The sequence below is a fragment of the Pseudomonas sp. 2VD genome (genome assembly GCF_005503585.1).
Classification (GTDB): domain Bacteria; phylum Pseudomonadota; class Gammaproteobacteria; order Pseudomonadales; family Pseudomonadaceae; genus Pseudomonas; species Pseudomonas aeruginosa.
The window spans coordinates 1-10,550 of sequence record NZ_SCND01000213.1 but is presented as its reverse complement, the minus strand read 5'-3'; the positions used below and the strand labels follow the sequence as shown (position 1 = coordinate 10,550).

Sequence of the window (10,550 nt, the reverse complement as noted above, 5' to 3'; positions counted from 1 at the left end):
CGCGCCGCCGATGTCGCCCTGAAGGAGCGCCGGCCGCTGGTGCTGGTGCCGCGCGAGGCGCCGTTCTCCAGTATCCACCTGGAAAACATGCTCAAGCTGTCCAACCTCGGCGCGGTGATCCTGCCGGCGGCGCCGGGCTTCTACCACCAGCCGCAATCGGTGGAGGACCTGGTGGACTTCGTCGTCGCGCGAATCCTCAACACCCTGGGGATTCCCCAGGACATGCTGCCGCGCTGGGGGGAACAGCACCTTGTCAGCGACGAGTAGGGTGCTGCTACTGGTCCTGGCGGTGCAGTTAGGCGGTTGCGCCACCGTGCGCACCCTGGATGCGGCCAAGCCAGGGGCGCCGGTGGTCTACGCCGGCACCCGGCTGGACTGGTACAGCCTGCACGGCGGCTGCTGCCCAATGGAACGCTTCGGCGCGGAGGCGCCGGCCCATCCGGGGCTCGACCTGCCGGGCAGCGCGCTGCTGGACACCCTGTTGCTGCCGTTCTCGCTGGCCACCGCCATCGGCCTCAACCTCGGCGTCAGCGGCGGCATGTAGGGCGGGACCCGCCCGCGGCTCATTTCCCCAGCTTGCGCAGTTCGTCGGACTCGACGATGCGCACGCCCTTGCCTTCCTCCAGCGCCAGGCGCCAGAGCGCGCGGGCCAGGTCGCAGGCCTCGATGCCGTGGTACTTGCCGGGAAGGATGCGGGCGATCGGCGCGGCGAGGATCTCGGCCAGGCGGAATTCCTCGCGCGGGCCGAACAGCAGCGATGGCCGGGCGATGGTCAGCTGTGGCCAGCCCTGTTCCTGCAGGGCCTGCTCCAGTTCGCCCTTGACCCGGTTGTAGAAGATCGACGACTTGGCGTCGGCGCCCAGGGCGCTGACCACCAGGTAATGCCGGGCGCCCATCTCCAGCGCGCGCTTGCCCACCGCCAGCGGCAGGTCGAAATCGACCGCGCGGAAGGCCTCCTCCGAGCCGGCTTCCTTGATCGTGGTGCCGAGGCAGCAGAAGGCGGTATCGATGCTGCCGTTGAGTTGCGGCAGCAGCTCGGCCAGCGGGCCGACCGGGTTGTCCAGCCGCGGATGCTCGGCCAGCGCCTTGCGGGCAGGGGCGATGACCTTGGCCAGGGTCGGCTCGCTCAATATCCGATCCAACAGGTGCTCGCCGGTAAGACCGGTCGCGCCGGCGAGCAGAACGCGCTTGGGCGTCGAGTGCATGTGTGTTTCTCCCCTTCCACACCAATGAGCGTAGTGCGCGGCGTATCTATTTGCCCGCCGCGCCCTCGCCGGTTTTTCCTTCCCGGGACGCGAGCGCGCGCTCGGCTTGCTGCCCCCGCAGCGTCCGCCAGTGCGCGAGCACGCGTTCCGGTAACCAGGCTTGCGGTTCCGAAGCTTCGAAACCTTCCTCCTTCTCCCTTTGACGCACTTCCTCTTTCGCCAGTTCGAACGCTTTGGACAGATCGTCGGTGCGGTTCAGCGCATTGGCCAGCAAGGCGCGGCCGAAATAGGTGAAGTCGGCGTCGTCGGAACAGCCGAACGAGACCCGGTCGGCACGCGCGGCGGTCAGGATCAGGGTACGTTCGTCTTTCAGCGGCGGGATGAAGCCCCCGCTGTAGCAGGCCGATACCACCAGCACCTTGTCGCGCTGGCGCAGCGGCGCGAGCAGTTCGGCCAGTTCCGCGGCCGGCAGGTCGCCGAGGTTCAGGCCGGGCATGTCCAGGGCCAACTGGTGGTCGCTGGAGCCGTGGCTGGTCAGGTAGATGAAGACCAGGTCTTCCGGCCCGCTGCGTTCGGCCAGGGTGCGCACGGCGCGGGACAGGCTTTCCCGGGTAGCCAGCGGGCGGTCGCCGAAGTGGTCGCGGTGGTTGACCAGGCGAATCACGCCACGAGCGGCGAAACGCTGGCCGAGCAGGTCGCCGGCGTAATCGGCCTCGCGCAGGAACACGCCCTGGCGGCCATCGCCGCCCAGGCTCAGGGCATAGAGTTCGCTGGCCGGCGTCGAGGCCGGGATCTTGCGCAGTTCTTCGTCGAGCAGGCGACCCTGGGCCAACAGGCCGATTTCCAGGGTGTCGGGCAGGGCCTTGCCGGCGGCGTCGCGGATGCGCTTGCCGTCGGCCCAGAGTCCCTGCTCACGGCTGCCGTCGGCGCGGTCCAGGGTGCCTTGGCCGGCATAGGCGCCGGCGGCGAAGCCGCCTTCGTAGCGGGTGCCGTCCAGTTGTTCGAGCAGGCCCTGGCCATGGAAGCGCCAGAACTGGAAACCGCCGCGGTAGCGGCTGCCGTCGGCGCCGAGAAGCTCGCCGGGGCCGTTCAGCGCGCCTTCGCTGAAGCGGCCGATCCAGACATCGCCGCTGGCGCTTTCGTAGCGCCCCTGGCCATGGAACTGGTTGTCCTTGAACTGGCCGACGTAGCGGTCGCCATCGGGCCCGCTCCAGCGCCCCTTGCCGTTCAGTTGCCCGTCGCGGAAGGTACCGGCGTACTGGTTGCCCTGGCTGTCGCTGAAGCTGCCTTCACCTTCCAGGCGACCCTGGCGGAAGCTGCCCTGGTAGCGGCTGCCATCGCTGCCGTCCAGCGTGCCCTGGCCGCTGTACAGGCCCTTGCGGAAACCGCCGCGGTAGCGAGTGCCCTGTTGTTCCAGGCTGCCTTCGCCATCGAACAGGCCCTGGCGGAAGCCGCCCTGGTAGACACTGCCATCGGCCATCGCCAGGCGTCCCTGACCGTCGAACAGGCCGGCCGCGAAGCCACCGCTGTAGCGGCTGCCGTCGGCACCTTGCCAGGTGCCATGGCCGTGCAGCAGGCCATGCTCGAAGCGGCCGGCGTACCAGGCGCCGTTGTCGTAGTCCAGCCGGCCCTGGCCTTCCAGGCGCCCGTCCACCAGCTCGCCGCGATAGCGCGCGCCGTCCGGCAGGCGCGCATCGGCCGGGAGCAGCGGTTCGCCCTCGCCGCAGGCGGCGAGCAGGATGACCAGGGCGGAGCAGAGCGAGAGAGACCTGGCGGGGCGAAGCATGCGGCGTTCCCGATGAGTGGTTCGGTCCGAGGGTGGAGGGGAGACAGTGTGGCGGAAAAATCGTTGCCTGGCAGTAGGGTATTTCCCTGCCGGCCTAGAGCGCCCCCGCGAGCGGGGGCTTTTGGAGGGGGAGAGGGGCGCGAAGGCGCCTGGCCGTCAAGCGAACGGCAACGCTCGCTGGGGCGGGCTCAGACGAAGCAGAGGCTGAGGGTCTCGGCGATGTAGGCGGGTTTCTCCTGGCCTTCGATCTCCAGGGTGGCGCGCGCCTTGATCAGCCACTGGCCGGGATTCTTCTCGTTGACGTCGAGCAGGGTCAGGCCCAGGCGGACCCGCGAGCCGACCCGCACCGGCTGGATGAAGCGCACCGTATCGAGGCCGTAGTTGACCGCCATCTTCAGTCCTTCGGGAAGCACCAGCAGGCCTTCCATCAGCTTCGGGATCAGCGACAGGGACAGGAAACCGTGGGCGATGGTGCCGCCGAAGGGCGTCTTCGCCGCTTTCTCCGGATCGACGTGGATGAACTGGTGGTCGCCAGTGCATTCGGCGAACTGGTCGACCCGCTCCTGGTCGATGGTGAGCCATTCGGAATGGCCGAGATCCTTGCCGACATAGTCCTTGAGCGCTGCTACGGGTACGAATGGCATAAGTCCTCCGGGAGGATGGCTGTTGTTCTCATGGTGCAGGAAGATCAGCACGCGTTGGCGACCGGGTCAAGAAACCATCGGCCTGGCGAATATCGCGTCATGCGGTGCCGCGACTGCGACTGATGGATAGGCGAGGAGCGTGCCAATGTCCCGGCGGGCTGGGCATAATGGTCGGCCCTTGCTGGAGGTGCCCATGTTGCTTCGTGGTCTGACCTGGCTGGTGCTGTTCCAGTTGCTCGGCACAGGTCTGAACGTTCTGTTGTTGCCCATGCTGCCCGGTCCGATCATCGGCCTGGTGCTGCTGTTCGGTTATTTCCTGGCGCGTGGCGAGGTCGGCAAGCCGGTCAACGAGGCGGCCGGCTCGTTGCTGCGCTACCTGCCGCTGCTGCTGGTGCCGGCGGCGGTCGGGGTGATGGCCTATGCGCGGGAGATCGCCGCCGACTTCTGGGCCATCGTCGGCGCGCTGGTACTGTCGCTGGTGCTGTCGTTCCTGTTCGCCGGCTGGATGATGCAGAAGCTCATCGATCGCCAGCAACGTCGCCGGGAGGAGTCCTGATGGCCTGGCAGGCCGCCCTCGAGGCGGTGATCCACCATCCGCTGTTCGGCGTCGGCGTGACCCTGGGCGCCTACCAGTTGGCCCTGGCCGCCTATGAACGGACCCGCTGGGTGTTCCTGCAGCCGGTGCTGGTGTCGATGCTGGTGGTGATCGGCGTACTGCTGCTTTGCGGCATCGACTACGACGAATACAGTGCCAGCGCCAAGGTCCTGACCATTCTCCTCGGCCCCGCCACGGTGGCCCTGGCGGTGCCGCTGTTCCTCAACCTGCGGCGTATCCGCCAATTGTTCTGGCCGACCCTGCTGACCCTGGTGGTCGCCGGTACGCTGGCGACGGTGCTGGGCATCGCATTCGGCTGGCTGTTCGGTGCCGAGCCGCGGATGCTGATGAGCATGGCGCCGAAGTCGGTGACCTCGCCGATCGCCATGCTGGTGGCCAGCCAGATCGGCGGCGTGGCGGCGCTGGCCGCCGTGTTCGTACTGATCACCGGGGTGCTCGGGGCGATCCTCGGGCCGGAGCTGCTGCGCGCCATCGGCGTCCGGCACCCCGCCGCGCAGGGCATGGCGCTGGGCATGACGGCCCACGCGGTGGGCACTTCGCGGGCCTTGCAGGAAGGCGAGGAGTGCGGCGCCTTCGCCGCCCTGGCGATGAGCCTGATGGGCGTTGCCACCGCAGTGCTGCTACCGTTGGCGGTAGCGCTGGTTGCCTGACGATGCCCGAGGAGTCGCGATGAAGTTGCCGTTGTTTCCCCTCAACGCCGTGCTGTTCCCCGGTTGCCGCCTGGACCTGCAGATCTTCGAGGCGCGCTACCTGGACATGATCAGCCGCTGCATGAAGCAGGGCACCGGTTTCGGCGTGGTGACCATCGGCGAAGGGCGGGAGGTCGGCGAAGCGCCGAGCCGCCTGGCGATGGTCGGCTGCGAGGCCTCGGTCCGCGACTGGCAGCAGCGCCCGAACGGCCTGCTGGGCATCCGCGTGGAGGGCGGTCGGCGTTTCCAGGTGCTGTCGGTGGAGGTCCAGGCCGACCAGCTCAGCGTTGGCGAGATCGAGTGGTTCGAAGACCTGCCGGAGCAACCCCTGACCTACGAACACAACGATCTCGCCGCGTTGCTCAGCGTGCTGGCCGAGCATCCGATGGTGGCCGCGCTGGAGATGGGCGGCGAGCCCGGCGGCCAGCAGGACCTGGCCAACCAGTTGGCCTACCTGCTGCCGTTCGATACCGAACGCAAGCTCGAACTGCTCGCCCTGCCCGACGCGCAGATGCAACTGGCGCGGATCCAGGTGCTGCTGGAGCACCTGCAGGGCGAGTTGGGTATCGACTGAGCGCCAACCCTCACAGCGGCCGGTAGCGCGCAATGGCTTCCGGCAGGGCCCAGCCGGCGGCGATCGCCAGGGTCGCCACGCAGACCGGCAACAGCAGCCACCAGACCCGTTGCGGCAGCGCCGGCAGCGACTCGCGGCGCTGGCTCAGCCACAGGCTGGCGGCGCAGACCGTAGTGGCGAGCAGGGCGCCGGCGACGATGTCCGACGGCCAGTGCACGCCAAGGTAGACCCGCGACAGGGCGATGCTCAGCGACGGGATCACCGCCAGCAGTACCCAGGTCAGGCGCCAGCGCGGCGGTTGCTGGCGGCTGGCGAGGACGCCCAGGGTGAGGAAGAAGGCGAAGGACGCCGAGCTGTGCCCGCTGGGGAAGCTGAAGCTGCTCAGCGGTTCGGCCAGCACTTCCGGGCGGGCGCGGGCGAACAGGGTCTTCAGGGTCTGGTTGGCCAGCGCGGTACCCACCAGGGTGCCGATGGCGAAGATGGCCGGACGCCATTGCCGGGTCAGCAGGAGGATACCGCCGAGCAGCGCGCCGGCGATGAACTGGGTGCGGAAATCGCCGAGCCGGGTGACCACCACCATCACCGGGTTCAGGTCGGCGTTGCGGTGCTCCTGGACCAGCGTCATCAGGCCCTGGTCGAGGTCCTGGAGGTACGGCCAGGCGACGGTCATCGCCAGCAGCAGGACCAGGCTCAGCGCGGCCGCCACAGCGGTTGCCCAGCGTTTGCGTCGCAGGCTGGCCTGGACTACCACGCCGACCAGCACCGCCAGGCAGGCCGCGACGATCCCGGCTTCGCTCCAGAAGCCTTCCGGCAACGGCAGGCGCAGGGCTGCGCCGGTGGCCCAGCCGGGCAACAGGTAGGCGACCGCCCAGCCGGCGGCGGCAATCAGCGAAACGCCGAGAAAACGGCCGAACGGCATGTCGAGCATGCCGGCGACCATCGGCAGCATCGGCCGCAGGGCGCCGATGAAGCGGCCGACCAGCAGGCTGGCGATACCGTAGCGCTCGAAGTACACCTCGGCGGCGGTGATCCACTGCGGATGGCTGCGCAGGCCGGGTAGGCGGCGGATGTTCTGGTGGAAGCGGCGGCCGATCCAGTACGAGCTGAGGTCGCCCAGCACCCCGCCGGCGTAGGCCAGCAGCAGGGTTTCGCCGAGGCTGAGGGCGCCGCTGCCAGCGATCACCGCGACGCCGAACAGCAGCACCACGCCGGGCAGGACGATGCCGACGATGGCCGCGCATTCGAGGAAGGCGATGAGGAAGATGGCCAGCCCCAGCCACTCGGGGTTGGCGGCCATCCAGGCGTTGAAGCTGTCGAGACTCATTGCAGGTGCGGGTCCTGGTGTCCGAGTAGATGATAGTCGCGCCCGGCGACCTGGCCGCGGCGCAGTGGGTTGCGGGTGCAGAAGGCGGCGAAGGCGGCATCGACGAAACGGTACGGCAGGTGTTCGTCGCGCCCCTTCGGAATGCCCAGCCGAGCGGCCTGGATCACCTGGCTGGGGCGCTCGCCGACATCGTCGACGAACAGTCGCTGCGGATCGAAGCGCTGTGCGTCCCACTCCGGCACCTTCAGCCCCATGGCCTTGCACAGCAGGGTCTGGCCGGCGCACAGGCGGCCGATCTCGCGGGGCCGGCCCTGGCTGTCCGGGTTCAGGCTCTGCATCCGCTCCAGCGCCGCGTGGTCGCTGATGCGATCCAGCCAGGGATGGCCGGACTTGATCAGCACCGCATTGCCCGGCCCGCCGGCGCTGAAGTTCAGCGAGTCGCCGCCGCGCGCGTAATACATATAGATGTGCCCGCCGTCGAGGAACAGTGCCTTGCGCTTCTCGGTGTAGCCGAGCGAGGCGTGGCTGCCTTTCTCCTCCAGGTAGTAGGCCTCGGTCTCGATGATTCGCGCCGCCAGCCAGAGATTGCCCTGGCGATGGCGGATCACCTTGCCCAGCAGCTCGCGGGCGACCAGCAACGCATCGCGGTCGAAGAAGGTGTCGGGGAGTGGCCGGGCGTCGGGCCAGGGCAAACTAAGGATGGGATCGCGGGACATGGGATTGTCGCTGGGACCATGGCAGTCATAGGCTGGCGAATGATAACAACAAGAGCCTGAATCATGGTTGAACGAGAGCGTGTCGACAGTGCCCACATCACGCCCAGCGCCCATTACACTGGCTACGTCTGGTTCCGCCATCGACTCGCCGAACCGGCCTTCGCCACCGTCTTCGGCCGCTGGGTACACGGCTTCGTCGCGCCGATCAACTGGGGCGCGCAGCTCGGTTTCGGGCTGAACATCGAGGATTTCCTGTTACAAAGACACCTCATGATCGACGCGCGCCTGACCCAGGCCGTCGAACGCGAGGGAGTGGTCCAGGTGGTGGAAATGGCCTGCGGACTCTCGCCGCGCGGGCGACGCTTCCGGCAACGCTATCCACAGTTGCGCTACCTGGAGGCCGACCTGCCGCCGATGGCCGCGCGCAAGGCGGCGCTGCTTCGCGAGCAGGGTTGGCTGGGCCCGGAGCACGCGGTGGCGGCTGTGGATATCCTCGCCGAGGACGGCGAGCGCAGCCTCGCCGCGCTGTTCGCCGGGCTCGACCGCGAGCGCCCGCTGGTGGTGATCACCGAAGGGCTGGTGAACTATTTCCAGCGTCCGGTGATCGAGGCCTTCTGGAGTCGCCTGGCGACCGAACTTAAACGCTTCCCCCAGGGCACCTACCTGACCGACCTCTATCCCGATCTCCGCGAGCACCCGCGCTACCGGCAGATCCGCTGGGGAGTGGGGATCATCGGGCGGCTGACGCGGGGAAGCTATCCGTTGCACTACCGCAATGCCGCGGAAATCGAGGCGGCCTTCGCCCGCTGCGGCTTTGCCTCCACCCTGGTGCTCGACCCGCAGCGCGAAGGCGCCGCCCTGGGCTTGCCGCAGGGACGCCTGCCGAGCCTGGTGCGGGTGATCGAAAGCCGCACGGCATAGCCGCCTCTCAGGCGACCTCCGCTCGCTGCCAGGCGGCGAGGAGGTCGGCCAGTCCGGCGCTGGCCGCCGGATCGGAGTGCGGGAAGATGAAGGCGAAGCCGCCGGCGGTCGAACGCAGGGGCAGGATGTCCAAGTCCGCCAGGCCGTCGTAGCACAACCGCCAGCCGCGTTGCGGGCGGGATTCGGGCAGCTCGGCGTGCAGCCGCCCGCCGAAATAGCCGAGTTCCACCAGTTCCGCCGCATAGACGCCGAGCTGCGGATGTTCCAGCCGAGCGTGCCCCTGGGCTGGCCGATGGCGGACCTCGAAGCGTCGCTCCAGGCCGAGCAGGCGCGTGCGCGGGATCCGCGTGCTGCCCTCGGCGCGCTCCGGCAGCGCCTCGCCGCGCAGGAACGGGCCGTAGAGCCGGGCGCAGGCCTCGCGTCGTTCGAACTGGGCAAGATGGTCGGCGTCGTGGATCAGGGCGAACTCGGCGTTCCCGCAGGCATGGGCGAACACCGCATGTTCCCAGGGCTGGGTGAAATGGTCGTACTCGCCGGCGAGCACCAGGGTCGGGCAGGTCGGGTGCCGCTCGAAGCCGCCGAAGGCCAGCAGGCGCCGGCTATTCTGCCGGTAGCGTTCGATCTCCGCCGCGGTCAGGCGTTGCAACTGGCGCAGCATGGCCTTGCGAAATACCGGGGAGACGCCGGTACGTTCCAGCTGTAGCGGGTTGATCAGGCCGGTCAGTACGCCGTGGGCGAAGGCGCTCTGGTCGCCCTCGTCGAGCCGGGCCAGCGCCTCTTCCAGCAGCAGACGCGCACCGGGGCGGCCGAATGCGGTGATGCCGGCCAGTAGCAGGCGCGCGCAGCGGCGCGGATGGCGGGCGGCGAACAGCGCGGCCAGGGCTGAGCCGTAGGACAGGCCGATGGGCATCAACGGCGGCAGGCCGAGCCGTTCGGCGAAGGCCGCGATCAGGTCGGCGAGGTCTTCCAGGCTCAGTTCCGCCGCCAGTTGCAGGTTGCCGCCCTGGCTCGGCAGGTCGAGCAGGATCACCGGGTGCTCGGCGAGCAGTTCGCTGACCTCGCCGGCGAACGAGCGGAAGCTCTGGAAGGCGCCGCCCAGCAGGAGCACCGGCGGGCACGGGTCGTCGGCACGGGCGGCGAAGGCCTGGTAGCGCAGTTGCCAGCCGTCGAGGAGGAGGATATCCGGTTCGCTGCTCAGCGACTGCGCGCTGTAGTCGGTACGGTAGCGCATGGTGAGGCCCCGCAGTGTGTGCGTCGTTATTGTTGTTCTGCCGAGCGGGTGCCGGTGGGTGGCAGCGGCCAGGCTCGCTTCGAAGGTAAACAGAGGTAGCAATTTTGTTTACCTATCCTTCGGCCGGCGCCTGCGCCCGGGTGTCACCGTCTCGCGCACAGGCCCAGGCGCAGCGGGGCCGCCGCGTTACCGCCGGGGGCCGCGGAACGCACTGTCTACCGACCGGCTGTTGCGGCTGGGCGCGCCGGGGCTGGCTCGCTATAATCGCGCATTTCCCTGACGCCAGATGCCGAGACCATGACCGAGTCCGTCCTCGACTATATGAGCCGCCTGGGCCGCGATGCCCGCGCCGCCTCGCGGTTGCTCGCGCGCGCCGCCACCGCGCAGAAGAACCGCGCCCTGCTGGCCGCGGCCGATGCGCTGGACGCCGCCCGCGCGGAGTTGTCCCACGCCAACGAGCAGGACCTCGCCGCCGGCCGCGCCAATGGCCTGGAGCCGGCGATGCTGGACCGCTTGGCGCTGACCCCGGCGCGCATCGACGACATGATCGAGGGCCTGCGCCAGGTCGCCACGCTGCCCGACCCGATCGGCGAGATCCGCGACATGCGCTATGTGCCCTCGGGCATCCAGATCGGCAAGATGCGCGTGCCGCTGGGCGTGGTCGGGATCATCTACGAGTCGCGGCCGAACGTGACCATCGACGCCGCCAGCCTGTGCCTGAAGTCCGGCAACGCGACCATCCTGCGCGGCGGCTCCGAGGCGATCCACTCCAACCAGGCGATCGCCCGCTGCATCCAGCAGGGCCTGGCCGAGGCCGGCCTGCCGGCCGCCGACGTGCAGGTGG

General features: G+C 69.0%; 11 protein-coding genes and 2 pseudogenes. 7 read left to right on the top strand and 6 right to left on the bottom strand.

Going from position 1 to position 10,550, the window contains the following annotated elements:
* Together ubiX and FFS27_RS20980 are read left to right on the top strand one after the other, a co-directional pair.
* Positions 1–267: pseudogene (gene ubiX / locus FFS27_RS20985) on the top strand (flavin prenyltransferase UbiX); the annotation flags it as partial.
* Positions 251–544 carry a YceK/YidQ family lipoprotein gene (locus FFS27_RS20980; protein ID WP_023094415.1) on the top strand — a complete coding sequence of 98 codons (294 nt, stop codon included), beginning with the start codon at positions 251–253 and terminating at the stop codon, positions 542–544. The pseudogene ubiX and the gene FFS27_RS20980, both read left to right, overlap by 17 nt.
* Before the next feature lie 19 nt (positions 545–563).
* On the opposite strand, the gene FFS27_RS20975 is transcribed toward FFS27_RS20980, so the two are convergent.
* The 3 genes from FFS27_RS20975 to FFS27_RS20965 all read right to left on the bottom strand — a co-directional run bounded on the left by FFS27_RS20975 (position 564) and on the right by FFS27_RS20965 (position 3,635).
* Positions 564–1,205 carry an oxidoreductase gene (locus FFS27_RS20975; RefSeq protein WP_003093223.1) on the bottom strand — a complete coding sequence of 214 codons (642 nt, stop codon included), beginning with the start codon at positions 1,203–1,205 and terminating at the stop codon, positions 564–566.
* Between the two features lie 46 nt (positions 1,206–1,251).
* Positions 1,252–2,991, bottom strand: a complete 1,740-nt coding sequence (locus tag FFS27_RS20970) for a C13 family peptidase (protein WP_003118249.1) — start codon at positions 2,989–2,991, stop codon at positions 1,252–1,254.
* Positions 2,992–3,179: 188 nt separating this feature from the next.
* Positions 3,180–3,635, bottom strand: a complete 456-nt coding sequence (locus FFS27_RS20965; RefSeq protein ID WP_003093220.1) for a MaoC family dehydratase — start codon at positions 3,633–3,635, stop codon at positions 3,180–3,182.
* A gap of 193 nt (positions 3,636–3,828) precedes the next feature.
* On the opposite strand from FFS27_RS20965, the gene FFS27_RS20960 reads away from it, so the two are divergent.
* Genes FFS27_RS20960 through FFS27_RS20950 form a run of 3 tightly spaced genes read left to right on the top strand, consistent with a single transcriptional unit; the run spans position 3,829 to position 5,514 of the window.
* Entirely contained in the window at positions 3,829–4,191 is a 363-nt protein-coding gene (locus tag FFS27_RS20960) for a CidA/LrgA family protein (protein WP_003100294.1), read from the top strand.
* A complete protein-coding gene (locus FFS27_RS20955; RefSeq protein WP_003093214.1) occupies positions 4,191–4,901 on the top strand; it encodes an LrgB family protein in 711 nt (236 codons plus the stop codon). The genes FFS27_RS20960 and FFS27_RS20955 overlap by 1 nt, the downstream gene beginning before the upstream one ends.
* Positions 4,902–4,920: 19 nt before the next feature.
* Positions 4,921–5,514, top strand: a complete 594-nt coding sequence (locus FFS27_RS20950; RefSeq protein WP_003093212.1) for an LON peptidase substrate-binding domain-containing protein — start codon at positions 4,921–4,923, stop codon at positions 5,512–5,514.
* Between the two features lie 10 nt (positions 5,515–5,524).
* On the opposite strand, the gene FFS27_RS20945 is transcribed toward FFS27_RS20950, so the two are convergent.
* Both FFS27_RS20945 and FFS27_RS20940 read right to left on the bottom strand, forming a co-directional pair.
* Positions 5,525–6,838, bottom strand: coding sequence for a bifunctional DedA family/phosphatase PAP2 family protein (locus FFS27_RS20945; RefSeq protein ID WP_009313361.1), 1,314 nt, complete (start codon positions 6,836–6,838; stop codon positions 5,525–5,527).
* On the bottom strand, positions 6,835–7,554 hold the full coding sequence (locus FFS27_RS20940) for a DNA-3-methyladenine glycosylase (RefSeq protein ID WP_003110373.1): 720 nt from the start codon (positions 7,552–7,554) through the stop codon (positions 6,835–6,837). The genes FFS27_RS20945 and FFS27_RS20940 overlap by 4 nt, the downstream gene beginning before the upstream one ends.
* 63 nt (positions 7,555–7,617) lie before the next feature.
* Here FFS27_RS20940 and FFS27_RS20935 point away from each other — a divergent pair, with 63 nt between their 5' ends.
* Positions 7,618–8,475 carry a class I SAM-dependent methyltransferase gene (locus tag FFS27_RS20935; RefSeq protein WP_003093206.1) on the top strand — a complete coding sequence of 286 codons (858 nt, stop codon included), beginning with the start codon at positions 7,618–7,620 and terminating at the stop codon, positions 8,473–8,475.
* A 7-nt stretch (positions 8,476–8,482) separates the two neighbouring features.
* On the opposite strand, the gene FFS27_RS20930 is transcribed toward FFS27_RS20935, so the two are convergent.
* Entirely contained in the window at positions 8,483–9,706 is a 1,224-nt protein-coding gene (locus FFS27_RS20930) for an alpha/beta fold hydrolase (RefSeq protein WP_003110375.1), read from the bottom strand.
* A gap of 297 nt (positions 9,707–10,003) precedes the next feature.
* Between FFS27_RS20930 and FFS27_RS20925 the strand changes: the two are divergent.
* Positions 10,004–10,550: pseudogene (locus FFS27_RS20925) on the top strand (gamma-glutamyl-phosphate reductase); the annotation flags it as partial.

Coding starts and splice junctions, on each gene's coding strand:
- FFS27_RS20955 (WP_003093214.1), top strand. CDS start 4,191: ATGGCCTGGCAGGCCGCCCTCGAGGCGGTGATCCACCATCCGCTGTTC.
- FFS27_RS20935 (WP_003093206.1), top strand. CDS start 7,618: ATGGTTGAACGAGAGCGTGTCGACAGTGCCCACATCACGCCCAGCGCC.
- FFS27_RS20970 (WP_003118249.1), bottom strand. CDS start 2,991: ATGCTTCGCCCCGCCAGGTCTCTCTCGCTCTGCTCCGCCCTGGTCATC.
- FFS27_RS20930 (WP_003110375.1), bottom strand. CDS start 9,706: ATGCGCTACCGTACCGACTACAGCGCGCAGTCGCTGAGCAGCGAACCG.
- FFS27_RS20940 (WP_003110373.1), bottom strand. CDS start 7,554: ATGTCCCGCGATCCCATCCTTAGTTTGCCCTGGCCCGACGCCCGGCCA.
- FFS27_RS20975 (WP_003093223.1), bottom strand. CDS start 1,205: ATGCACTCGACGCCCAAGCGCGTTCTGCTCGCCGGCGCGACCGGTCTT.
- FFS27_RS20945 (WP_009313361.1), bottom strand. CDS start 6,838: ATGAGTCTCGACAGCTTCAACGCCTGGATGGCCGCCAACCCCGAGTGG.
- FFS27_RS20960 (WP_003100294.1), top strand. CDS start 3,829: ATGTTGCTTCGTGGTCTGACCTGGCTGGTGCTGTTCCAGTTGCTCGGC.
- FFS27_RS20965 (WP_003093220.1), bottom strand. CDS start 3,635: ATGCCATTCGTACCCGTAGCAGCGCTCAAGGACTATGTCGGCAAGGAT.
- FFS27_RS20950 (WP_003093212.1), top strand. CDS start 4,921: ATGAAGTTGCCGTTGTTTCCCCTCAACGCCGTGCTGTTCCCCGGTTGC.